This is a genomic window from Arthrobacter pascens (genome assembly GCF_030816475.1).
GTDB lineage: Bacteria > Actinomycetota > Actinomycetes > Actinomycetales > Micrococcaceae > Arthrobacter > Arthrobacter pascens_B.
Genome location: NZ_JAUSXF010000001.1, coordinates 4190379 through 4212895 on the forward strand (window position 1 = coordinate 4190379; position 22517 = coordinate 4212895).

Here is a 22517-nt window from a genome sequence, read left to right on the forward strand (position 1 = left end):
CGGTCCGCCCGAACGGACTAACCTCAAATTAGAAAGGAACCGCCGTGGAAAACTTTGGCATCGGCTCATGGCTGCAGCGCCGCCGCCCCAAGTCCGGCAACAAGACCGCGCTAATCAGCGGGGACCGCGAACTGAGCTACGAGGAGTTCGCGGACCGGAGCGTCCGCCTGGCGAACGCCCTGCGGGACCGTGGAGTGGCCAAGGGAGACAGGGTGGCCTACCTGGGCGAGAACCACCCCTCCTTCCTGGAGACGCTCTTCGCCTGCGGTCTCCTGGGGGCAATCTTCGTTCCCCTCAACACCCGCCTGGCACCACCGGAAATCCAGTTCCAGCTCCAGGACTGCGGCGCGCTGACCCTGGTTCATGCCCGGAGCCTGGCGGGGCTGGCTGAGCTCGGCGCCGCAGGCACACCCGTGGCCCGGCGCATCGTCGTCGGCGATTCAGGTTCTCCCGCGGGGGAACCGGCGCCTGAGCAGGGGACGACGGCGGTGGAGGACTTCGAGACGGCAGTCTCGGCAGGTTCGGACCAGTTCATCGACGGGGACGTGGCGCTGGCCGACGGCGCCATGATCCTGTACACATCGGGCACCACCGGGCGGCCCAAGGGAGCGCTGCTGACCCACGGGAACATCGTGTGGAATTGCCTGAACGTAATTGTGGACTTCGATTTCGCCTCGACTGATGTGGCGCTCATGATCTCACCGATGTTCCACGTGGCCTCACTGGACATGGGTGTGCTGCCCACGCTCCTGAAGGGCGGAACGGTGGTCCTGGAACCCAAGTTCGATCCCCGGCGAACCCTGGACCTGATTGAAAAACACAAGGCAACCATCATCAGCGGGGTCCCCACCACCTACCAGATGCTCTGCGAGCACCCCGCCTGGGAGGCCACGGACCTCAGTTCCCTGAACAAGCTGACCTGCGGAGGCTCGGCTGTTCCGCTGCGTGTGCTGGAGGCGTACGAACGGCGTGGCCTGCACTTTTCGAACGGCTACGGCATGACCGAGACAGCGCCGGGGGCCACCACGCTTCCGGCGGCCCGGTCGCGCGAAAAGGCGGGATCTTCCGGTCTGCCGCACTTTTTCACCGACGTGCGCATCGCCGACTTCGATGACTCACCGGCGGCGCCGGGCGCTGTCGGCGAGATCCAGATCAAGGGTCCGAACGTCATCGGCCAGTACTGGAACAGGCCTGAAGCCTCAGCGGCCGCCTACACTGACGGCGGCTGGTTCAAGTCAGGCGACATGGGCTACAAGGACAAAGACGGATTTGTCTTCATTTCCGACCGGCTCAAGGACATGATCATCTCCGGCGGAGAAAACATCTATCCCGCTGAGGTCGAGCAGGCCATCAGCGAGCTTGAGGAAGTGGGAAGCGTCGCTGTCATCGGCATTCCCGACGACAAGTGGGGAGAGGTACCGCGGGCCGTCATCCTGCTGCGCGACGGTGCACAACTGACGGAACCGCAGCTTCAGGAACACCTCAACGGGCGGCTGGCCCGGTACAAAATCCCGAAGTCCGTGGTTTTCGTCAGCGACATGCCACGAACAGCCAGCGGAAAGATCCGGAAGGCCGAACTGAGGCAGCAGGCCTCCAATACCTAGCGGGAGTTCCTAGCGGGGTGCGGCCGTCGATTCCCTGACCACCAGGTGGGTGGCAAGCTCCACCCTCCTGGAATCGGGAACCTCGCCGCGCAGCTGGCGCAGCACGGTCCGAAGGGCCGCCCGTCCTATCTCCTGGAACGGCTGAGCCACCGAGGTCAGTGCGGGCACTGACTCCTCCGCCTTGCTGGTCCCGTCAAATCCCACCACGCTCAGCTGCTCCGGGACCTGGATATTCCGCCGCCGTGCCTCGGCCAGCACGCCCAGGGCGATCGTGTCGTTTCCGGCAAAAATCGCGGTCGGTGGCCGTTCAAGGCGCAACAACGCATCCAGGCCCCGGGCACCGTGGTCCGCCGCGAACGTCCCGGCGATGATGTAGTCATCCTGCACGGGGACATCGTGCGAGCGGAGCGCGGCGAGGTAGCCGTGCAGCCTCGCCTGGTTGCACTCAACATTATCGGGGCCACCCAGATAGGCGATCCTCCGGTGTCCCAGCTCCAGGAGATGGGTCGTGGCGTCCTTACCGCCTGCCCAGTCCGTTGACCCAATGCTCACCACATCTTCCGACGGCGGATTGAGCGGATCGATGACCACTACCGGGATGCCCCTCCGGCGGAAGGCCCCAAGCGGAGCGTCGCCAAACGCCGATGTCACCACGATCATGCCGCAGCGGCCTTCGTCCACGATCCGCTGGGCCCGCTGATCCGGATTCAGCGGCGAGGCAGCCTCAATTCCGGTGACGTGGAGCAGGACCTCAACACCCGATTCGACCGCACATTCCATGATGCCGTTCAGCACGGCGATGTTGTAAGCGGAGATCAGCGAATCAAGGACCACCTCCACCGCGGGCTTGTCGGCAAGGGTCCGGCGCTGCTGGAGCGGCGACTTGTAGCCTGTGCGGGCCAGCACCGCGAGCACCTTGGCGCGGGTTTCACCGGAAACGTCATGTCGGCCATTAATGACCTTGGAAACGGTAGGGGCGGAAACGCCGGCCTCTCGGGCGACGCCGGCAAGCGTGAGCCTGGACTGTCGTTCCAGCGCCATCTGAACACTCCCTTGTTTCTCGAAATATTTCGTTCCAGTCTAAATCAATAAAACCTTGACCTGTCGGACTAGCGGGACTAAATTTTATCCCACTAACATTCCTGCTTCCCGAAATATTTCGCGAACAGCCTCTGCTCATAAGGACAAGCATTGACCACCCCACAGCCTCTGCGCATCGGCATGATCGGCTACGCCTTCATGGGCGCGGCTCACTCCCACGCATGGCGCACGGCGCCGCGGTTCTTTGACCTTCCCCTGGAACCGCAGCTGATAGCAGTGGCCGGCCGCAACGCCAGCGGTGTCCAGGCTGCGGCCTCCAAACTGGGCTGGTCATCCACTGAAACGGACTGGCGGCGGCTGATTGAACGGGACGACATTGACCTGATCGACATCTGTACCCCCGGCGACACCCACGCGGAAATTGCCATCGCGGCCCTCGAGGCCGGCAAGCACGTGCTCTGCGAGAAGCCCCTGGCCAATTCCGTGGCAGAGGCGGAGCGTATGACGGAGGCTGCCGGAGAGGCAGCGAAGAAGGGTGTATTCGCCATGTGCGGCTTCACTTACCGCCGCACACCCGCCTTGGCCCTGGCCAAACGGATGGTGGAGCAGGGCCGCCTGGGTAACATCCGGCACGTCCGCGCCCAGTACCTGCAGGACTGGCTCAGCGACGAAAACGCCCCCATGACCTGGCGGCTGGACAAGTCAAAGTCCGGATCCGGTTCCCTCGGTGACATCGGGGCGCACAGCATCGACGCCGCCCAATGGGTCACCGGCCAGAAAATCACAGGCGTCTCCGCACTCCTTCAGACCTTCGTCCCTGAGCGGCCCCTTGCCGGCGACCTCGTCGGCCTGGGGGGCCACGGGGACGTCGCCGGCGACGCCCCGCGCGGTGCCGTCACCGTGGATGACGCTGCAATCTTCAGTGCCAGGTTCGACGGCGGCGCTTCCGCCGGTGCTGCATCTGCCGGTGCCATCGGCGTATTCGAAGCCACCCGCTACGCGCTGGGCCGCAAGAACGCCATGCGGCTGGAGGTGAATGGCACCCGGGGCTCGCTGGCCTTCGACTTCGAAGACATGAACGTGCTCTCCGTCTATGACGCCGCCGAGAGTCCGGACGCGGGCTTCCGGCGGATCATGGTCACCGAACCTGAGCACCCCTACGTGGGCAACTGGTGGCCAACCGGCCACGGCCTCGGCTACGAACACGGCTTCACCCACCAGGTGGTGGACCTGGTGAACGCCATCGCGGAACAGCGCCAGCCCGAGCCGTCCTTCGCCGATGCCCTGCAGGTCCAGCGCGTGCTCGGGGCCGTCGAGGCGAGCGCCGCAGCTGCCAGCCGCTGGCACGACGTCTGAACGCATGCAACCCAATTGAACGTATAAGAATCCAACTAGAGGAAATTCATGACCGGCAACAAGACCGCCCTGGTGGTCCGTGGCGGGTGGGACGGGCACCAGCCTGTCGAAGCCACGGAACTCTTCATCCCGTTCCTCAAAGGGAACGGCTACGACGTGCGGGTCGAGGAATCCCCAAAAATCTATGCCGATTCCGGGTACATGGCCGGCGTGGACCTGATCATGCAGTGCATGACGATGTCCACTATCGAACCGGAAGAATTCGAAGGACTGCGGGCCGCCGTCGAAAACGGCACCGGGCTGGCGGGCTGGCACGGCGGCATTGCCGATTCCTACCGCAACACTTCCGACTACCTCCACCTGATCGGAGGCCAGTTCGCGTGCCACCCTGGCAAGCACCTTGACGAACGCAGCGGAGAGCAGGCGGACAACTACGTGCCTTACACGGTGAACGTGCTTCCCGCCGCGGCCGACCACCCGATCACGCGCGGCATCAGCGACTTTGACCTGGTCACCGAACAGTACTGGGTGCTCGCCGACGACTATATTGACGTGCTGGCCACCACCACCCAGAAGGTGCGCGAGTGGGACCCCTGGCACCGCGAGGTCACCTCTCCAGCCATCTGGACGCGGCACTGGGGCCAGGGCCGCATCTTCGTCTGCACCCCCGGCCACCGGGTGGAAATCCTGCAGGACACCAACGTCCGCACCATCATTGAAAGGGGCCTGCTGTGGGCAAGCCGCTGAACATAGGGATAGTAGGCTGCGGGGCGATTATTGCCCAGTACCTGGCCAGTTTCCGGACGCTCAAGACCGTCCAACTGGTGGCTGTGGCCGACTTGGATCCCTTGCGGGCGCAGGCGGTAGCAGACCAGTACGACGGCGTCAGGGCGGTCACCGTGGAGGAGCTCCTCGCTGCCGACGATGTGGACCTCGTCCTGAACCTGACCATCCCCGCAGCGCACGCCGATGTGGCCCTGAAGGCAATCGCGTCAGGCAAAAGCGTCTACGGCGAAAAGCCGCTCGCGGCAACCAGCGCCGAAGCGCGTACTGTGCTGGAGGCAGCGCAGGCCGCGGGCGTCGTCGTCGGCTGTGCCCCGGACACGGTGCTTGGCACCGGTGTGCAGACAGCCAGGAAGGCGATCGACGACGGCCTGATCGGAACCCCTGTTGCCGCTACGGCCACCATGGTGACCCCCGGGCACGAACTTTGGCACCCCAACCCGGACTTCTACTACCAGCCCGGCGGCGGACCGCTCCTGGACATGGGGCCCTACTACGTCAGCGCCCTGGTCACACTGCTGGGGCCGGTGGTATCCGTCACGGGCGCCGCAAGCCACACCCGTACCCGGCGCACCATCGGGTCGGGTCCGCGCGCCGGCGAAGTGATCCCCGTGAACGTTGATACGCATGTCAGCGGAATCCTGGTCCACGCCGGAGGGGCCATCTCCACGCTGGTCATGAGCTTCGACGCCGTGCGCACCAAGTCGCCCAATATTGAAATTCACGGGGAATCCGGTTCCCTGGTGGTCCCTGACCCCAACCTCTTTGACGGCGACGTTGAGTTCTTCGGCCTGGGAGCCGGCAAGTGGGAGACCCTCCCTGTTTCAGCCGGTTATGTGGAGGCGGGCCGCGGGTTCGGCATCGCTGACCTCGCCGCAACGCCGGCCGGAGCGGAGCCGCGCGCTGGCGGGAAGCTGGCCTTCCATGTGCTGGACGTCATGGAATCAATACTCGAATCCGCCCGGACCGGGTCCGGCGTCGCGATCGGCAGTACCGCACCACGCCCGGAGCTGGTACCCCTGACAGTCCTAGCCGATCCTGTCGCTGCGGGCGGTGCGGTTCCGACCCAGTGACTTTGCCGTATACAGGGCTGCATCGGCGGAGGCGATGAGCGCGTCCATCCCTGCAGTGCCGGCGTCGTAGGTGGCAACGCCGTAACTGACCGTGGGCATCTGCACTCCATCCGCCATGGAGGCCCTGGCCAGCCGGCGGCTGACCTCATCGGCGATGTGCTCTGCCCTGTCCGCGGAGGCGCCGGGGAGGAGGAGGACAAACTCTTCGCCGCCGTACCTCCCTGCAAGGTCTGTTGAACGGACGGTGTCCGTGCAGGCAACGGCGAAAGCCTGCAATGCCCTGTCTCCGGCCGCATGCCCGTACGTATCGTTGACGGTCTTGAAGTGGTCCAGGTCCGCCATGATGAGTGCTCCCGAGGCCCGGGCCGCGGCAGGATCAGCGAGCTGCTCCGCCGCGAGATCCAGGAACGCCTTGCGGTTGAGCAGCCCGGTAAGGTCGTCGCGGGTTGCCACCATCTTCAGGGCGCGGGTCTGCTGTTCGGTGCTGAGCGCGGCCATGCTGAAGGACACCACCACCAGCATCACCATGGTGACCAGTGTGGTTACTGCTGAGCCAAAGAAAGTGTCAAAGACGGGGCCATCAGGACCGTCCAGGAGGAAGCCCACCAGGCGGCCGAAGTAGAAGACAGACACGCCCCCTGCCGCGGCGGCCATCGGAATCCTGACCCGCGAATAGCCGGGTTCCAGCCGCCAGAGCTCGCGCGACGCCAGGCCTATCGTCATGCTCATCGCTGCGAGGAAAACCGGTCCGCCCGCCCAGGTATTGGTGCCCGGATTGTCTACGACCGACGCGAGCAGCGTGACCAGCGGAAAAACAGTAAAAGCCCACCGCTTCAGCATCTTTGTCCGCAGGGAACGGGCGCCCGCCCAGACAGCAACTCCCCCGTGGACCAGCAGGACGTTTCCCAGCGGGTTCGCCCACCATTGATGGCCGGTGCCGTTGAGGAGAAAGGCCGCTGACCCGAACAGGAAGAAAAGCAGTGCGATGCACCACCAGCCGCTGTACGGGGACCGCGTTGTGCGGTACGCCGAAAAGTAGAAAAGCAGCCCCAGCACAAAAGCCATCAGGCCGAAGGAAGCCCTGAGGGTTGCTGTGTCAAGAGCCATTTCCGACGTCCCCCTGATGACGAAGTGGTGCACGCCCCAGTATGCCACCGCTCTCCGGGTCCGTCGCTATCTAGAAACCAGTTGGGCCGCTCCGAATGAGACGCTGAACTGGACGCACCACAGGTCAACGGACTTGTACTTTGACAGGTCAGCGTCCCCGGGCACGGCGTAGACCTGGTTTCCCTGGTTGCCCTTGATCAGGCCGAGGTCATACCGCTGCGCAGATCCGGCCGTGAACCACCCCGCTGTTCCTTCCACCACGTCGGCAGCGCTCAACCACACGTGCACATCAGGACCGTTTGAGGTGTCGAGGTTCTCCAGGGTGAGGACCCGGGAGCCGTCGGGCTGCCTGATGATCCGAACTGTCCCGGTAGTGGTGTGCTCATGGCTGATCAACGAGCCGGCCGCGAGTTCGACAGGTCCGGAAGGCACCGCCGGGGCGGGAGTATCCGGCGATGAGGCCCCGGGCGACGAGGGCGCCGGTTCAGGTCCTGTCGGCCCGGCCGTGGCTACGGCCGGGAGCTGTTCGTCGACGCGGACGTCCAGGAAAAGAAGCCGGGGCTTGAACACCACCAGTCCGATGACGAGTGCGGCCACGGCGGCGGCCGCCGCGAAAGCCGTGAGGCGCCGCCGCCGTACAGTCTTAGTGTCTCGGCTCATAGTTCATCGTCCCCGTGGTGATCCCCCGGAGCAACGGACGGAGATTACCAGTTGCGAACGTTTTGCCCGGTCACCAGGATGCCGGCGTCCGCAGGCCGCACTACCCGCGGTCCCGCATGGCGCGCTCCGACGTCCAGTCCTGTCCGTGAAGCCGTTCAAAACCGTCGAGGAGCAGATCGAGGGCAAACTCGAACTCAAACTGGTCGTCGCAGCCCTGCCCCACCACGGAGCCGTCGTCGTGCCTTGCCGCCATGGCGACCTGCAGGATGTTCGGGTACCGCTGGGACATGTCCTGGACCATGGCAGCCTGCACCTCCGGCGGCACGTCGGCCGTCGACTTGTGGCCGGCTTCGTTGTCGAAGAGTTCCTGGGTGAACCCCCACATCCGGCTGCCGAGTGCATGCATAGCATGGTGCGTGAGATCCACACTGAAGCCGCCGACCAGGAACATCCCGATAAAGTCGTCCATGTACTCAAGGACTGCCGCCGTCCTGCCGGTGCGCGATTCTATCGCCTGACGGGCCCAGGGGTGCCGCAGCAATGCCTGCCGCGCCGAAAGAACCCTCGTGCGGACCGCATCCTTCCAGTCGGGGTTATGGAGGGCCGGGCCGATCTCGCCGACGATGACATCCACCATGCCGTCGAGAAGTTCCTCCTTGTTGGCGACGTGCTTGTAGATCGCCATAGGCACGACGGCGAGTTCCTGTGCGAGCCTGCGCATGCTGAGGGACTCAATGCCGGCTTCATCAGCGAGGACGACGGCGGCAGCCAGAACCCGGTCCCTGTTCAGGGGGGTGCGCCGCGCGGTTACCGGCTGCTGGGTCATGCTGGACACCCTCCGTACCCTCGACTCTTGACAAGTGTACTACGTACACCTACCGTTGGCCTGAACGAGGTGTACACCGTACACCCACTAAGTGGAGGACCATCCATGCCACCGCTAAACATCGCAGCCATCCAGCCGGTGAGGCGGCGCTCCCGGCCGCAGTGGCCCGTGCCGGCCGGACTGATCCTGCTCAGCCTGGTCCCGGTGATCGCCGGGGCGGCCCGGCTGACAGTGATGGGTAGCGGCACCGCCGTCACAGCCGGGAACGCGCGGTTTTTCGCCTCACCTGTCCCCGTCGTTGTCCATATCGTCAGCGTCACCGTCTACAGCCTGCTCGGGGCGTTCCAGTTCGTTCCCTCACTTCGAGGCAGGCGGGGCTGGCACCGCATCGCCGGACGTATCCTGATACCCGCCGGCCTGCTCGCGGCCCTCTCCGGACTGTGGATGGCACTGTTCTACGTCCTCCCGCCCTCCGACGGCTTCGTTCTCCTTGTCCTCCGGCTGATTTTTGGGTCAGCGATGGTGGTCAGCATTGTCCTGGGCTTGAGGGCGATCGTCCGCCGGGACTTCATCATGCACGGCGCGTGGATGACCCGCGCCTACGCAATCGGCATGGGCGCGGGAAGCCAGGTGGTGACCCTCCTTCCTGCGCAGCTCGTTCTCGGGCCGCCAGACGCCCTGACCCGGGCCCTGCTCATGGGTGCGGCGTGGGTGATCAATCTGGCGCTGGCCGAATACGTCATCCGTCGGCGCGCGCAGCGCAGGGACCGTTGAATTCCGCCATTTACGGTGCCCCCCGGAAGAAATAAGATCGGCCTTACCTACGGCACGGAAGGAAACTGTCATGGAGTGCATCGTTTGGTCCGCCCCGATTCTCCCCGGCAAGCTGGACGCTTGGAGGGTATTCGCCGAGAGTGCCAAAGGGGAGGACTACGACCGCTCCCGAAAGCGCATGGGAGTGGTTCGGGAAGTTGTATCACTGATGCAAACCCCGCAAGGGGACTTCGCCTGCATCTTTCAAGAGGCCAAGGATATAGCCAAGGCATACCAGGTTGTCGCGCAGTCAGATGATCCCTACGACATTTGGTTCCGGGACCAAATCATGGAGTTCCATGGACTGACACCGGAGATGCTGCAGGGACCCCCGCCTGCAGTCGTCGCCGTCGATTACCACAACGACGAAGGGTCGACGGTCGCATAAGCTCGCCTGTCACAAGGCGCAGCACAAAACTTCGCACAGAACTCGCTGGGCAGGGCGGAGAAACCATCAAGCCAGTAGCCAGTGGGCGTGAGGCACTCACAGCATCCTCCAATGTCGGGGGCCTATCGTCCGTTTTGGTTGCCGCGGCGGGAAAATCGCAGAGATCGTTAGCGCGTGCCAGCACCGAGCGATAGGAGGAGCAGCAGTCAAGACGGAAGCGGCGCTGAAGCCCTGCCACTTCACATTCGAACGGTTGGGGACATACCCGAAAGTGGCCGGCTTTGTTAGGTAATCTGGAACCGCTCCCACTCCAGCGCGCCTCCTCGAAGGACCTCCATGAGCCACCGCACGTCCTCTTTTCCGCTGTCCAGCGTCCGGCTGCTGGACAGCCAGTTCAAGAAGGCGCAGGAGGTGGATATGCGGTATCTGCTCAGCCTCGATCCCGACCGCTTGTTCGCACCTTTCCGGAGGGAAGCAGGACTTCCGCCGGCCGCAGCCAGCTACGGTGGATGGGAAGCCGAAGGCCTGGACGGCCACATCGGCGGGCACTACCTCTCGGCCTGTTCGCAGCTCTTCGCGGCCACCGGCGAGCCGCTGGTTCGTGAACGGCTGGACCAGGCCATGGACATCCTGTCTCAATGCCAGTCGGCCGCGGGCAGCGGATATCTGGGAGGGGTGCCTGGCGGCCTGAAACTCGGCGAGGAGCTGGCGGCAGGGCACGTGGACGCTGACCTGTTCACACTCAACGGGCGCTGGGTTCCCCTGTACAACCTGCACAAAACCTTCGCAGGCCTGCTTGATGCTTACACCTACGCCGGCGTCGGGCGGGCCCTGCCCATGCTGACCGCCCTCGCCGACTGGTGGCTGGGAATCTCCGCCGGCCTGGGCGACGAAACCTTCGAGGAGATCCTGCACAGCGAGTTCGGCGGCCTGAACGACACGTTTGCCGCGCTGCACGAAATGACCGGCAAGGACGAGTACCTCCGCGAGGCCCGCCGCTTCTCCCACCGCGCCATCCTGGATCCGCTGGCCGGCGGCCGGGATGAACTGGACGGCCTGCACGCCAACACCCAGATCCCCAAAGTGGTCGGCTATGCCAGGCTTGCCGCCGCGACCGGCGACGAACAGCTGGCCCGTGCCGCCGACTTCTTCTGGGACACCGTCACCGGCAGCAGGAGTGTGTCTATCGGCGGCAACAGCGTGCGGGAACACTTCCACCCCTCCCGCGACTTCACGCCGATGGTCACGGACGAGCAGGGACCGGAAACCTGCAACACCTACAACATGCTCAAGCTGGCAAAACTCCGCTTCGAACGGACCGGAGATCCCGCCTCGATCGATTTCTATGAGCGGGCCACCTACAACCACATCCTCTCCTCCCAGCACCCGGAGATGGGCGGCTTTGTCTACTTCACCCCCATGCGGCCCGGGCACTACCGTGTCTACTCGAAAGCCCAGGAGTCCATGTGGTGCTGCGTGGGCTCCGGCCTGGAAAACCACGCCCGGTACGGCGAACTCATCTACAGCCACACGCCCGACGACCTCCTGGTGAACCTCTACGTGCCCTCGGAACTGGACTGGGCCGGGCGCGGCGTGCGGGTCAGGCTGGAGACGGACTTCCCCCGCTCCGATACAGCCACCCTCCACATCACCACGGCAGCACCCACGGAATTCGCGCTCAGGCTCCGCCGCCCCGGCTGGGCAGTGGACATGGAGGCCGACGTCGACGGGCAGCCTGTCGCGGCCGCCTCGCCTTCGGACGGGGGCCCGGAAATCGCCATTCGCAGGGTCTGGGAAGGAACCACCGCGGTGACTGTCCGCCTCACGGCCGAGGTCACCGCCGAAGCACTGCCGGATGGCTCGCCCTGGGTTTCCTTCAGCTACGGCCCGGTAGTCCTGGCCTCCCGAGGCGGCGCTGAGGACGTCCCCGCGTTCGAGGCCGCCGACGAACGCATGGGCCATGTGGCGTCGGGGCCCCAAGCTCCCCCTGGCCCAGACTCCGGTGGTGACAGCACCCAACCCGGCGGACGCCGTCGTACTCCTTGACAGGAAAACACTCACCGCCGAACTGACGGCCGCACTCAACGGCGACCGGGTGAGCATCGGCCTGGAGCCGTTCGCGGGCATCCACGGCGAGCGCTACAGCGTCTACTGGCCGACGGGGGCCTCCGACGCCGAACGCACCGCAGCGCTCCGGCGCCTGGATGAGCTGGAGGCCTCGGCCGGGGATGTCATCGACCGCGTCATCGCCGGCGAACAGCAGCCCGAGTCCGATCACCACTTTGCTGGCGAATCCACCCGGGCAGGCGGCAGCGACGGCGTGCACTGGCGCAACGCCACCGGCTGGTTCTCCTACAACCTCGCCGGCCCGGGAGACTCCCCCGCCGTGCTGCGCGTCCGTTTCCGCGCGACGGGGGGCGCCGAGGACAGGGCACACGAGCTCCGGCTCAACGGTGAGCCGTTGGGCGAACCGGTGAGGACCGTTCGCGACGGGGACGCAGAAGTTCAGGACTTCGGCGTTCAGGCCGCGGAGGGCACGGAGAGGCTGACATTCTCGGTCCATGCGCTGCCCGGAGCCGCTACCAGGGACCTCTTGTCGGTGGAACTCCTGCGGCAGGACTGACGAAAAGGGAACGGGCCCGGACAGCGACGCTGTCCGGGCCCGTTCCGCAATTCCTAGAGGAGTTTTGATGGCGAGGGGATGGCGGGACTGGGATGCGCCTTGCCGGGCGCTTGCTCCTTTCGGATCGGGGCGCCGGAAAGAATCCTAGGAAGGCTGTTCCCCTGATGACTGTGCCTTCACCGGGATCCAGACCCTCATGGTGGACGGGCCCCTGTTACCCCAGGAATGGTAGGGAACAAGGTTGACGGTCCACGGCCCGTGCCGCTCAGCCTCGACGTGCTCCGCGTAGGGCCAGGCAGGGTGCCCCGCAGCCGCAGGCTCAACTCCGATCCGGGCGCCGTTGATGACGTCCGCCACGGCCACCGCCGGGTCGAAGGAAACGTCATTGACGGTACCTGCGGGAAGGTCCACCGATTCCAGGCAGAGCACCAGCGGTCCGCGCTCAAGGGCAACGGTCCCCCGCACTGCGTCCATGTGTGGGTGGGGGTGAATGACGCGGGGCCGCATCGGAAGGCTGAGCGTGAGCGTGTCCCCTGGCTCAAAGCGGCGGCGCACCTCCTGGGAGGGGTCGTGTTCTTCGCCATTGACGTGGAGGGTGGCCGCCTCCTTGGCCCAGGCAGGCACCCGCAGCGAGATGCCGGCGGGAACGGCAGGAGCATCCACAATCACCACATCGATGCGCCCCTCATCCGGATAAGCGGTACGCATGGTGACGGACAGCTGCCCGGCGGACGGAAGCTGCGTGCGGATGTCGGCATCGCCGTACTGGTGGATTTGCAGGGCGTCGTCGGTGGCCGTTGCAAAGTACAGCTGGACACTGGCCAGTGTCCGCGCAACGTTTGTGGGGCAGCATGACACCTCAAACCAGGGTGCACGGAGGGTCGCGAGTGCTCTGGCGCTGATTTCGTCCTGGTTGGGCACGTTGCCCTCGACGCGCTGGTGAAGGGTGTTGGTGTAGAAGAACCCCCGTCCGTCCTGCCGGGGGGAAGCCAGGATGTTGTTCAGGAGGGTGCGTTCCATGAGGTCCGCATATTTCGGATCCCCGGTGCGCAGCAGCAGCCGCCAGCTCAGCATAACCGAGGCGATGCCTGCGCAGGTTTCGGAGTACGCCCGGTCCGCAGGCAGTTCGTAGTCCGCGCCGAACGCTTCGTCCTGATGGTGGGAACCCATACCGCCGGTGATGTAGGTCCTGCGGGCCACCGTGTTTTCCCACTGCAGTTCGACGGCGCGGGCAAGTTCTTCGTCGCCCTGATCCGTCGCCACGTCGAGGGCTCCCGAGGCAAGGTACAAGGCCCGTACGGCGTGCCCGCGCAGGACATGCGCGTCGCGAACGGGTACATCGTCCTGGAAATACTCCTGGCCCCACTCGATGGGTTTGAGGGTCCCGGTACCCCGCCGTTCGATGAACAGCCGCGCAAGCTCAAGGTAACGCGGCTCTCCGGTGGCGCGCCCGAATTCCGCCAGCGCAACCTCTATTTCCGGGTGCCCGCAGACGGCGTTGCGGCCATCCGGGCCGAACTCCCGCCACAGGTGGTCGGCCAGGAGCCGCCCGGCGGCCACCAGGCCGTCGTCTTGACCGGACCTGAGCCGGGCCACGGCGGCCTGGAGGAGATGGCCGAAGCAGTAGAGCTCGTGTCCCCATTCCAGATCGGAGTAGCGGGCACGCTGGCCTGGCCGGCCGAAGCTCGTATGCAGGTAACCGTCCGGCTCCTGGGCGGAGACTACCCGGGCAACCAGGCTCCGGTATCGTGCGTCCAGGCTGTCTTCATGCTTCCGGCCAAGCTCCCAGGCCATCGCCTCAAGAAGCTTGTAAACCTCCGAGTCCACGAATTCGATGCCCGCATTTGCGCCGCTGATGGTGCCGTCGGCTGCCCTGTCAAAGTTGGACGTCCAGCCGATCCGCTCCATCCACTGCTCGCAATGCGACAGGATGACCCGGGCGTTGAGTTCCTGCCAATCGCCCCAGAAGCCACCGGTGATAGAGATCTCTTCAGGGCCGAGGGGACGAAGGGCCGACACAGCCGGGTGGACAGGACCCCCGGTGAGGTCGAGTTTGGTCGTTGACACGAGTTTGTCTCCGCTTCAGTGCTTGAGTTGAAAGTAGTCAGGGGTATGGGGGTACCTTTCCCCATCAGGTTTTGTCAGTCTTTGACGGCGCCGGCGGTTACCCCGGCCGCAACATAGCGCTGGGCCACGACCAGCAGGATGGCAGCCGGAATTGACGCGATGACGGCCGTGGCCATGATGGCGTTCCACTGCGTCGTGTTGTTGCCGATGAACTTGTAGATGCCGAGGGTGATGGGAATCAGATCCCCGCTCCGGTTCAGGGTGGACGCGAAAATGAAGTCCGACCAGGACCACAGGAACGCGAACAGCGAAACGGTCAGCAGCGAGTTCCGGCTGAGCGGAAGGATGATCGAGACGAACGTGCGCCACGCCCCCGAGCCGTCAAGCCGTGCAGCCTGCAGGAGCTCCGTAGGAATCCCGGACATGAAGGCCTGAAGCAGGAGAACGGCAAATGGCACGGCAATCGTTGAATCCGCAACAACCAGGCCCCACAACGAATTCAGCATTCCGAGCTTGAGGTAGATGGCGTAGAAGCCCATGGCCATGACAACGGCCGGAATCATTTGGGCCACGAGCAGGATAAAGCTGAGTCCTTGCCGCCCTTTCAGGTTCAGCGTAGCCATTGCATAGCTGGCGGGGGCCGCGACGGCGAGAGTGAGCAGCACTGTTCCCAAGCCCACCAGGAGGCTGGTGCCCAATTGCGGAAGTTGCTGCGAAAACGCAGCGACATAGCCTTCCAGGGTGGGATCAAGGGGCAGAAGGCTCGGCGGGGAACGGCGCAGGTTGCTGGTTTTTGTCAGTGAAACGTTAACGATCCAATAGACAGGGAAGAGCATGATGGCGGTCAGGACGAGCGCCATGAGGGTCTTCCATAGTGATCTTGTTCCGGTCATTGTTTCTCGAGCTTCCTTTGCATCTGGAGATAGATCAGCCCGAAGACCAGCGCCACGACAATGAGCAGGTTTCCGACGGCGGCGGCGGGGCTGAAATCTGGATTCCCGGCACCGAATGCCTCCCGGTATGACCAGGTGGCGAACGTTGTGGACGTATCTCCCGGACCGCCCGCCGTCATGATCCAAATGAGATCGACAACCTTGAGCGTGTAGATCAGCCCCAGCAGCAGCGTGATCGCCGAAACCGGCTTAAGAAGGGGGAAGGTAAGCCGCCAGAACTGTTGCCAGGCATTGGCGCCGTCCAGGGATGCCGCCTCATAATAGTCAGCCGGAATGTTCTGCAGGCCCGAGTACAGGATCACCAGATTGAAGGGAATTCCGAGCCAGATGTTGGCGATGATCACGGAGGTCAGGGCGACGTCGGGGGAGGTCAGCCAGTTCACCGGGTCCAGGCCCACCACTCGAAGGGCTGCGTTGATGATGCCGTTGTCGCTGTTGAACATCCAGGCCCAGGCTGATGCCGAGACAATCATCGGCAAGAGCCAAGGGATCAGGAACAGCCCGCGCAGCACCGCGGACAGTTTGAAGTTCGCACGGAAGAACACCGCGAGGGCCAGGCCTGCCGCGTACTGGAAGGCAATGGAACCGATGGTGAAAAGTGCCGTGTTGGTTGCCGCTTTTGCGAACGACGACGAACCAAAGATTTCAACGTAGTTCTGGAAACCGACGAACTGGGCATTTCCCCGCACAAAGGCCCGCGGAGTGTAGTCGTGCAGGCTGAGCTCTATGTTGCGGTACAGCGGGAACGCGTAGAAGATGAGCAGGTAGAGGACCAGGGGCGTGACGAACGCCCATGCGACCCATTGGGAATTATCGTTGGGGCGTCGTCGGGATTGGCGTGGCTGGGCGGCAGGGGCCGCCCGGTCCCCGGCACGAGTTCGTACCGGGGCGGGGGTGGTTGTCATGGCATATCTTCCGTTCAGGGACCGGCTTCAGCTCACTTGGACGTTTTCTCGGACGCTGTCCTCTGAGCTGCTTTGAGGGCGTCGGCCGGGGAGGCTGCGCCGCTGAGCGAGTTCTGGACGGCCGTCCACAGCTGCTCGGAAATGATGGGGTAATCGGTGCCGAGGTTGTCGCTGGTGCGGCCCTTTGCCTTGTTGACGGCGTCCACCCAAACCTTGAGTTCAGGGTGGTCCTTCAGCAGGAGGCCCTGGCCGTCACTCGTCGCGGGAATGTAGTAGGCAAAGGTGTTGGCGGTTTTCACCTGGCCTTCAGTGGTGCTCATGCACTCGATGATCTTCTTTGACGTGTCGTAGCGGCTTTCGTCCTTTTGGACTGGCATCAGCAGGAATTCGCCACCGGTGGGTGCCGGCGCCACGCCCCCGTTTTTCGCGGGAATCGGAATGTATCCGGTCTTGAACGGCGCTTTTGCGGCGGCGTTCACCTGCCAGGTGCCGTTAACCGCGAAGCCGAAGTCGCCGGTGAGGAACTCTTCCCAGGTGGTGTTCTGTGAGTTGCTGATGACGGAGTTGGGGGCGATGCCGGTCTTGACCCAGTTCGTCCAGAGCTCCAGGGCTTCAACGGCAGCAGGGGAATCAAGATGCTTCAGGTCAGCGCCTGATCCCCAAAAAAACGGAAGGAACTGGAAAGAGCCTTCTTCAGTCCCGATGGCCGAGAACGTGAGGGCCTTGCTTCCCGCGTTCTTGACCTTCGTCAGAGCCGTCTGGAAGCTTGCCCAGTCCTTGATGCCGGCAGGATCCACTCCTGCCTTGGCCAGGACATCGGCATTGTAGTAGAGGGCCAGGGTGTTGGCGCCGAGCGGAATCCCGTAGGTCTTGCCGTCCACCACTCCAGCGGCAAGCAGGTTTGGTTCAATGGCCGAGGTATCCAGGCCAACGCTTTCCATGTCGATCAGGGCGCCGGTATCGGCCAAGGTGGAGACGGCCGGGTTGTCGAGGAGAATGACGTCCGCGGCGGTGCCCTCCTGCGCCGCCAGCAGCGCCTGGTTGGTCAGGGCTTGGGTGTCATAGGCAGTGCGTTCGATCTTGACGCCGGCCTTGTCCCCGCAGGAGCTGATGCGCTTGGCCCAGTCCGAGCCTTCCGTGTGCTGGGGATACGGGTCCCAGACCGTGAACGCCTTGGGAGCCGCCGACGACTCCGCACCCGTCCCCGGTGCCCCACCCGAACAGCCTGTTACAACGAGCGCCAGGGAGATGATACTGACGGCCGCCAACGTGTGGCGCGTGGTTTTTCTACGCATGATGCTTCGTCCTTTTCTTCCTTGAAAAATCTGAGGGCCTGCCGCGGCGATGATCAGACGCCCGAACGGAACAGTTTCCGAAAAACCGAAAGTGGTTTCAGAAGAAATTAGCAGCGCCTACTCGCCTATGTCAACGGTTCTGTGGTGGAAGACGAGCGCGTTTGGCCAAGTTTCGGAAAATTTTTCGGTATCCTTGGTTAAGGAATACTTGCTCGGGGAGGGGAATCCATGACGAAGGCGGAAAAGAGGCCGGTCCTGACGGACGTTGCCCTGGCCGCTGGCGTGTCTGTCGCCACGGCGTCGAAGGCCCTGAATGGCCGGAACCATGTCAACAAAAACACGCGCCAAAGGGTCCTTGATGCAGCCGAAAAGCTGAAGTTCTCACCGAATCCGTTCGCCCAGGCCCTCAACTTCCCGGTCACCGGGACTATCGGGGTACTGACGGCCGACCTCTCCAGCCGCTTTGTCCTGCCCATCCTGATGGGCGTCGAGGAGGCCTTCGGGGCTGGGTCCACTTCTGTCATCATCAGCGACGCCCGCAAAGACCTGGTGCGGGAACGGTTCCTGCTGCAGACCCTGATTGCCAAACGCGTGGACGGCATCATTGTCCTCGGCGATGATGCCAACGCACGCCCTTCCCTCTCCGAACATGTCCCGGTACCTGTCGTATACGCCTATACGCCCTCCGTCCTGGCAACCGACTGCTCCTTTACCCCTGACAACGCCATGGGCGCCACTCTGGCCATCGACCATTTGGTGGCCCGCGGGCGCAGGAAAATAGCGATGATCAACGGCGAGCCGCGTTTCGAGGCAGCGCAGGAACGGAGCTCCGCAGCCCACGCGGCTTTGCAAAGCCATGGCCTGGGCTTCGTCTCGGGGGAGGTCCTGTACGGCGACTGGAGTGAATCCTGGGGACGTCAGGGGGTCCGTGCGTTGTTGAATGCCCGCCTCGACTTCGACGGGATCTTCTGCGGCAGTGACCAGATCGCCCGCGGCGTGGTCGACGCCCTGAGGGAAGAAGGGCGCTCCGTCCCCCACGATGTCGGGGTCGTGGGTTTCGATGACTGGGAGCTGTTCAGCACCACATCGCGCCCGCCGCTGACAACCATCGACATGAACCTCGAGCACATGGGCCGGGCAGTCGCCGGAGAGCTTGCAGTTGCCATTGCCGGCGTGACGCGTCCTGGCCTCCACAAGCTGCCGGTGCGGCTGGTCCCGCGGGAATCTACGGCGGGACTGGACGGAAGCCTGGCGAACCGCGAGGATGCTGCGGGCGGCCCCCTCAAGGCCTGACCGCCCAGCTACCTGAATGGCCATGCAACGTTGTAATGTTTCCCAAAGGGCCCATTCGGCCTGAAACTTACCGGAGGGATGCGGGATGGCAGCGACTCTTCATGACGTGGCACGGGTCGCAGGCGTATCCTTCAAGACCGTTTCAAATGTCATCAACAACCACCCCCATGTCCGGGACACCACCCGTGCCAAGGTTGAAGATGCCATCAAGGCCCTGGGGTACAGGCCCAATCTGACTGCCCGCAGCCTGCGCTCCGGGCACACCGGGGCCATCACCCTGGCCCTTCCCCAGCTGAGTCTGCCCTACTTCGCTGAGCTGGCCGACGCCGTGATCGAAACCGCCGCCAAACACGGCCTGGTGGTGCTCATTGAGCAGACCGGCGCCGACCGCGCCCGCGAACTCGAAGTCATGTCCAGCCCGAGGCTCAAAATGTCCGACGGCCTGATCTTCAGCCCCCTTGAACTAGGCCAGGACGACGTTGACCTGATCAAAGCCGACGTGCCCATCGTCCTGCTCGGAGAGCGGATCTTCGGCAGCAATTCAGACCACGTAACGATGCAGAACGTCACAGCTGCACGTGCCGCCACCGAGCACCTGCTGGACCTCGGCCGGAAGCGGATCGCCGTGGTGGGCGCCCATAAAGGGGAAATCATCGGCTCGGCGGGGCTTCGGTTGCGGGGCTACCGTGAGGCACTTGACGCGCGGAACATCCCGTACGACGACAGCATAGTTGCCTACCTCCGGGACTGGCACCGTTCCAACGGTGCGGCCGCCATGCACGATCTGCTGGACCGCGGCGCCACCTTTGACGCCGTCTTCGGGCTCAATGACACCCTGGCCCAGGGCTCCGTGCGCGTCCTGCAGGAAGCCGGCTTCCGGGTCCCGGACGACGTCGCCGTGATCGGCTTCGACGACCTGGACGAAACCCGCTACACGCTGCCCACCCTGAGCACTGTCGACCCCGGTCGGATCGAAATCGCCGAGACGGCCGTCCGGATGCTCATGGAGCGGATCAAGAATCCGGACGGCGGCCCGCCCCGGGAAATTGAAGCAGCCTTCCACGTTGTGCCGCGCGAATCGACGGTGGGCTCCAGTCCCGGTTAGTTCCGGCCCCAGCTGGCCGTGGGCCAGCCATCCTTCCACTCCAGGTGCAGGAGTCCCAGCCGGAAGCCGCCGTCGAGTTCTTCCGCGTAGTAGTGGAACGCCAGTGTGTCGCCGGAGACGGACTGCCCACCGGGACCGGTCCGGCCGCCGTCGGAAGCCAGTACCGGCGTCCCCCCGCCGTCGAGCAGCGCCTTGCCGTCGGCGTCCAGGTATGGGCCGGTGATCCTGTCGGCTTTACCCACCGCGATGTTGTAGGTGCTCTCCAGTCCGCGGCAGCAAAAGTCGCGTGAGAAGAACAAATAGTAGGCGCCGTCGTGCGGCAGGATGTAAGGCGCCTCGATGGCGTTGGGCGGGGCCTTCCGGTCGGCGAGGCGCAGCGGCTCGGCATTATCTGCGCGCAGCCCTGTGGGCCATTGGAGCTGCACGAGTTGGATACCCGTCCAGAAGGAGCCGAACGTCATCCACGGCGTCCCGTTCTCATCCTCGGCAATGCCCGGATCGATGGCGTTGAACCTCTCCCCCTTGGACGAAATCACCTGCCCGCGATCCACCCATTCATAGGCAGGATCCGCGGGATCGAGGGCGGTGTTGGTGGCCAGCGCAATCACGGACAGGTTCTTGCCGAACGTGGAGGCCGAGTAGTACAGGTACCACGTGCCGTCATGCTCATACAATTCCGGCGCCCACAGGTTGTGCACGCCGGGGACCGCTGCGGTAAGCCAGGCCGGCTTCTGCTTCCAAACCTCGCCGGCATATTCCCAGTTGTGTCCATCCGTGGAACGCCGGATCTGGATGTTTCCGTCGGCCACATCACCGTTGCCCGTGGAGTAGACAAACCAGGGTTCGCCGTCCTTCCCGGCCACGAGGGCAGGATCGTGCGTGAAAAAGTCCCCGGTCAGGTCACCGGCCGGCATCCCCTCAGCGAGTGGGCCTGCCGATCCGGCGCAGCCGCTCATCATCAGGACGACGACGGCCACCGCCGCGGCCAGCCGCATCCGGGGGCGGCGGCGCGCTGGAGTGCTGGGCATGGTCTGCAGCATGGGTCAGCCGAGCGCGACGGCGGACCAGGACACCGGCGGCAGGGTCAGGGTGAGCGTGCCCTCCTCCAGGACGGCCCCGGTGAGCTGCTTCAGGCCCACGCGGTTCTGGTCCTGCAAGGTGTTCTTGGCGTAGACGTCCTCATCGTGAAGGGTCACGGCCTCGGCGATGACCTTCGCATGGAGTTCCGAGACATTGATGGTCACGTCGATCGCCTCGGTCTGGCTGCGGTTCACCAGGAAGAGAGCCGACTGGCCGGTGGCGGCGTCCGCGGTTGCCACGGCGTCCACCAGCGGCGCTTCGCCATAGACCGCTGTCGCGTAGGTTCCTGCTTCGATTCTCGGACGCAGAACTTCACCGCGGGCCAGGCGGGAGGTGACCGAGAACGGGAAGAACGTGGTCTGCCGCCAGGCGTCGCCGCCGGGTTCGGTCATGATGGGCGCAATGACGTTGACCAGCTGCGCGAGGGAGGCGGCGGCCACACGGTCGTGGTTCTTGAGCAGCGTGATCAGCAGGTTGCCCAACACCACAGCGTCGGCCACGGAGTAGACGTCCTCCAGCTGCCGGGGCGCGTGCACCCATTCGTCGTTGACCTGGCCGGATGCCTGGAACTCATCCAGGTACCAGATGTTCCACTCATCAAAGGACAGTTGGATGGTCTTCTTGCTCTTCAGCTTGTGCTTGACGTGGTCCGCAGTGGCCACCACGGTTTCGATGAAGTACTGCATGTCCAGCGAGGACGCCAGGTAGGACCCAAGGTCGCCGTTGCGCTCCTGGTAGTAGGCGTGGCACGAGATGTAGTCAACGTGCTCGTAGGTGTGCTCGAGGACCACGCGCTCCCATTCGCCGAACGTGGGCATGGAGGAACTGGACGAGCCACAGACCACCAGCTCCAGGTTCCTGTCCGCGGTCTTCATGGCGGATGCGGTGCGTGCCGCGAGCTTTCCGTAGCTGTCCGCGGACATGTGGCCGATCTGCCAGGGACCGTCCATCTCGTTGCCGAGGCACCACATCCGGATGTTGTACGGGTCCTTGGCGCCGTTGGCGATGCGCCGCTCGCTGAGTGTGGTGCCGGACGGGTGGTTGGCGTAGTCCAGCAGATCCAAGGCGGCTTCGATGCCGCGGGTGCCAAGGTTGACGGCCATCATCAGCTCGGAGCCGGTGAGCTTACACCAGCGGGCGAACTCGTCCAGGCCCACCTGGTTGGATTCCAACGAGTGCCATGCGAGGTCACGCCGGACCGGCCGCTGGTCGCGGGGGCCCACGCCGTCCTCCCAGCGGTACCCGGAGACGAAGTTGCCGCCGGGGTAACGGATGGTGCTTGATCCGAGCTCCTTGACGAGTTCGATGACGTCCCGCCGGAACCCGTCCTGGTTGGCGGTGGCGTGGCCGGGCTCGTAGATCCCGTCATAGACGCAGCGGCCCAGGTGCTCCACGAAGGAGCCGAAGATGCGGCGGTTCACCGGGGCAACAACAGCAGTCCGGTCAACGGTGATGGTGGTTGGTGCCACAACAGCCAGATCGGCCTGTTCAGTGGCGTCGGAGGTGATGGTCATGGATTCTTCCTGTTCTGTATAACGTTGTAGA

The 22517-nt window shown here is 64.3% G+C and carries 20 protein-coding genes; 10 read left to right on the forward strand and 10 right to left on the reverse strand.

Features of this window, described 5'->3' with window-relative positions; genetic code table 11:
• Positions 1–44: 44 nt before the first annotated feature.
• Positions 45–1604, forward strand: a complete 1560-nt coding sequence (locus tag QFZ40_RS19300) for an acyl-CoA synthetase (protein WP_306906379.1) — start codon at positions 45–47, stop codon at positions 1602–1604.
• 9 nt (positions 1605–1613) lie between these two features.
• On the opposite strand, the gene QFZ40_RS19305 is transcribed toward QFZ40_RS19300, so the two are convergent.
• Positions 1614–2645: a LacI family DNA-binding transcriptional regulator gene (locus QFZ40_RS19305; RefSeq protein ID WP_306906381.1), complete on the reverse strand. Its 1032-nt coding sequence runs from the start codon at positions 2643–2645 to the stop codon at positions 1614–1616.
• Between the two features lie 150 nt (positions 2646–2795).
• On the opposite strand from QFZ40_RS19305, the gene QFZ40_RS19310 reads away from it, so the two are divergent.
• The 3 genes from QFZ40_RS19310 to QFZ40_RS19320 are packed head-to-tail and all read left to right on the forward strand — an operon-like array spanning position 2796 to position 5857.
• The gene (locus QFZ40_RS19310) at positions 2796–4001 is read left to right on the forward strand and encodes a Gfo/Idh/MocA family protein (protein WP_306906383.1); all 1206 of its coding nucleotides are present in this window, start codon (positions 2796–2798) and stop codon (positions 3999–4001) included.
• 48 nt (positions 4002–4049) lie between these two features.
• On the forward strand, positions 4050–4748 hold the full coding sequence (locus QFZ40_RS19315) for a ThuA domain-containing protein (RefSeq protein WP_306906385.1): 699 nt from the start codon (positions 4050–4052) through the stop codon (positions 4746–4748).
• The gene (locus QFZ40_RS19320; protein ID WP_306906387.1) at positions 4733–5857 is read left to right on the forward strand and encodes a Gfo/Idh/MocA family protein; all 1125 of its coding nucleotides are present in this window, start codon (positions 4733–4735) and stop codon (positions 5855–5857) included. The genes QFZ40_RS19315 and QFZ40_RS19320 overlap by 16 nt, the downstream gene beginning before the upstream one ends.
• Here QFZ40_RS19320 and QFZ40_RS19325 read toward each other — a convergent pair.
• The 3 genes from QFZ40_RS19325 to QFZ40_RS19335 form a co-directional block, all read right to left on the reverse strand.
• Entirely contained in the window at positions 5813–6964 is a 1152-nt protein-coding gene (locus tag QFZ40_RS19325; protein ID WP_306906388.1) for a GGDEF domain-containing protein, read from the reverse strand. The two genes, QFZ40_RS19320 and QFZ40_RS19325, sit on opposite strands and share 45 nt — an antisense overlap.
• Before the next feature lie 66 nt (positions 6965–7030).
• Positions 7031–7624: a DM13 domain-containing protein gene (locus tag QFZ40_RS19330; protein WP_306906389.1), complete on the reverse strand. Its 594-nt coding sequence runs from the start codon at positions 7622–7624 to the stop codon at positions 7031–7033.
• A 100-nt stretch (positions 7625–7724) separates the two neighbouring features.
• Positions 7725–8450, reverse strand: a complete 726-nt coding sequence (locus QFZ40_RS19335; RefSeq protein ID WP_306906391.1) for a TetR/AcrR family transcriptional regulator C-terminal domain-containing protein — start codon at positions 8448–8450, stop codon at positions 7725–7727.
• A gap of 105 nt (positions 8451–8555) precedes the next feature.
• Between QFZ40_RS19335 and QFZ40_RS19340 the strand changes: the two genes are divergently transcribed.
• The 4 genes from QFZ40_RS19340 (at position 8556) to QFZ40_RS19355 (ending at position 12274) form a co-directional block, all read left to right on the forward strand.
• On the forward strand, positions 8556–9224 hold the full coding sequence (locus tag QFZ40_RS19340; protein ID WP_306906393.1) for a DUF2306 domain-containing protein: 669 nt from the start codon (positions 8556–8558) through the stop codon (positions 9222–9224).
• A 70-nt stretch (positions 9225–9294) separates the two neighbouring features.
• Positions 9295–9651 carry a DUF6176 family protein gene (locus QFZ40_RS19345; protein WP_306906395.1) on the forward strand — a complete coding sequence of 119 codons (357 nt, stop codon included), beginning with the start codon at positions 9295–9297 and terminating at the stop codon, positions 9649–9651.
• A 336-nt stretch (positions 9652–9987) separates the two neighbouring features.
• Positions 9988–11697 (forward strand): glycoside hydrolase family 127 protein, encoded by a 1710-nt coding sequence (locus QFZ40_RS19350; RefSeq protein ID WP_306906397.1) that lies wholly within the window; start codon positions 9988–9990, stop codon positions 11695–11697.
• The gene (locus tag QFZ40_RS19355) at positions 11657–12274 is read left to right on the forward strand and encodes a DUF6805 domain-containing protein (protein ID WP_306906398.1); all 618 of its coding nucleotides are present in this window, start codon (positions 11657–11659) and stop codon (positions 12272–12274) included. The genes QFZ40_RS19350 and QFZ40_RS19355 overlap by 41 nt, the downstream gene beginning before the upstream one ends.
• Before the next feature lie 144 nt (positions 12275–12418).
• Here QFZ40_RS19355 and QFZ40_RS19360 read toward each other — a convergent pair whose 3' ends face one another.
• From QFZ40_RS19360 to QFZ40_RS19375, 4 genes are all read right to left on the reverse strand, one after another.
• Positions 12419–14341: a glycoside hydrolase family 127 protein gene (locus QFZ40_RS19360; RefSeq protein WP_306906401.1), complete on the reverse strand. Its 1923-nt coding sequence runs from the start codon at positions 14339–14341 to the stop codon at positions 12419–12421.
• A 74-nt stretch (positions 14342–14415) separates the two neighbouring features.
• The gene (locus tag QFZ40_RS19365) at positions 14416–15234 is read right to left on the reverse strand and encodes a carbohydrate ABC transporter permease (RefSeq protein ID WP_306906402.1); all 819 of its coding nucleotides are present in this window, start codon (positions 15232–15234) and stop codon (positions 14416–14418) included.
• Complete coding sequence (locus QFZ40_RS19370; RefSeq protein WP_306906404.1) at positions 15231–16199, reverse strand: carbohydrate ABC transporter permease; 969 nt, start codon at positions 16197–16199, stop codon at positions 15231–15233. The genes QFZ40_RS19365 and QFZ40_RS19370 overlap by 4 nt, the downstream gene beginning before the upstream one ends.
• Before the next feature lie 32 nt (positions 16200–16231).
• Positions 16232–17494, reverse strand: coding sequence for a sugar ABC transporter substrate-binding protein (locus QFZ40_RS19375; protein WP_306906405.1), 1263 nt, complete (start codon positions 17492–17494; stop codon positions 16232–16234).
• Between the two features lie 228 nt (positions 17495–17722).
• Here QFZ40_RS19375 and QFZ40_RS19380 point away from each other — a divergent pair, with 228 nt between their 5' ends.
• Together QFZ40_RS19380 and QFZ40_RS19385 are read left to right on the forward strand one after the other, a co-directional pair.
• Complete coding sequence (locus QFZ40_RS19380) at positions 17723–18787, forward strand: LacI family DNA-binding transcriptional regulator (RefSeq protein ID WP_306906406.1); 1065 nt, start codon at positions 17723–17725, stop codon at positions 18785–18787.
• Positions 18788–18872: 85 nt separating this feature from the next.
• Complete coding sequence (locus tag QFZ40_RS19385) at positions 18873–19892, forward strand: LacI family DNA-binding transcriptional regulator (RefSeq protein ID WP_306906408.1); 1020 nt, start codon at positions 18873–18875, stop codon at positions 19890–19892.
• On the opposite strand, the gene QFZ40_RS19390 is transcribed toward QFZ40_RS19385, so the two are convergent.
• Together QFZ40_RS19390 and arfA are read right to left on the reverse strand one after the other, a co-directional pair.
• On the reverse strand, positions 19889–20920 hold the full coding sequence (locus tag QFZ40_RS19390; protein ID WP_306906410.1) for an arabinan endo-1,5-alpha-L-arabinosidase: 1032 nt from the start codon (positions 20918–20920) through the stop codon (positions 19889–19891). The two genes, QFZ40_RS19385 and QFZ40_RS19390, sit on opposite strands and share 4 nt — an antisense overlap.
• 15 nt (positions 20921–20935) lie before the next feature.
• Positions 20936–22486, reverse strand: a complete 1551-nt coding sequence (gene arfA, locus QFZ40_RS19395) for an arabinosylfuranosidase ArfA (protein WP_306906411.1) — start codon at positions 22484–22486, stop codon at positions 20936–20938.
• Positions 22487–22517: the final 31 nt, after the last annotated feature.

Bases quoted from the DNA above. Each gene is read 5' to 3' on its own strand.
- QFZ40_RS19340 (WP_306906393.1), top strand. From the start codon at position 8,556: ATGCCACCGCTAAACATCGCAGCCATCCAGCCGGTGAGGCGGCGCTCC.
- QFZ40_RS19335 (WP_306906391.1), bottom strand. From the start codon at position 8,450: ATGACCCAGCAGCCGGTAACCGCGCGGCGCACCCCCCTGAACAGGGAC.
- QFZ40_RS19345 (WP_306906395.1), top strand. From the start codon at position 9,295: ATGGAGTGCATCGTTTGGTCCGCCCCGATTCTCCCCGGCAAGCTGGAC.
- QFZ40_RS19350 (WP_306906397.1), top strand. From the start codon at position 9,988: ATGAGCCACCGCACGTCCTCTTTTCCGCTGTCCAGCGTCCGGCTGCTG.
- arfA (WP_306906411.1), bottom strand. From the start codon at position 22,486: ATGACCATCACCTCCGACGCCACTGAACAGGCCGATCTGGCTGTTGTG.
- QFZ40_RS19375 (WP_306906405.1), bottom strand. From the start codon at position 17,494: ATGCGTAGAAAAACCACGCGCCACACGTTGGCGGCCGTCAGTATCATC.
- QFZ40_RS19390 (WP_306906410.1), bottom strand. From the start codon at position 20,920: ATGCCCAGCACTCCAGCGCGCCGCCGCCCCCGGATGCGGCTGGCCGCG.
- QFZ40_RS19305 (WP_306906381.1), bottom strand. From the start codon at position 2,645: ATGGCGCTGGAACGACAGTCCAGGCTCACGCTTGCCGGCGTCGCCCGA.
- QFZ40_RS19365 (WP_306906402.1), bottom strand. From the start codon at position 15,234: ATGACCGGAACAAGATCACTATGGAAGACCCTCATGGCGCTCGTCCTG.
- QFZ40_RS19330 (WP_306906389.1), bottom strand. From the start codon at position 7,624: ATGAGCCGAGACACTAAGACTGTACGGCGGCGGCGCCTCACGGCTTTC.
- QFZ40_RS19315 (WP_306906385.1), top strand. From the start codon at position 4,050: ATGACCGGCAACAAGACCGCCCTGGTGGTCCGTGGCGGGTGGGACGGG.
- QFZ40_RS19325 (WP_306906388.1), bottom strand. From the start codon at position 6,964: ATGGCTCTTGACACAGCAACCCTCAGGGCTTCCTTCGGCCTGATGGCT.
- QFZ40_RS19385 (WP_306906408.1), top strand. From the start codon at position 18,873: ATGGCAGCGACTCTTCATGACGTGGCACGGGTCGCAGGCGTATCCTTC.
- QFZ40_RS19370 (WP_306906404.1), bottom strand. From the start codon at position 16,199: ATGACAACCACCCCCGCCCCGGTACGAACTCGTGCCGGGGACCGGGCG.
- QFZ40_RS19380 (WP_306906406.1), top strand. From the start codon at position 17,723: ATGACGAAGGCGGAAAAGAGGCCGGTCCTGACGGACGTTGCCCTGGCC.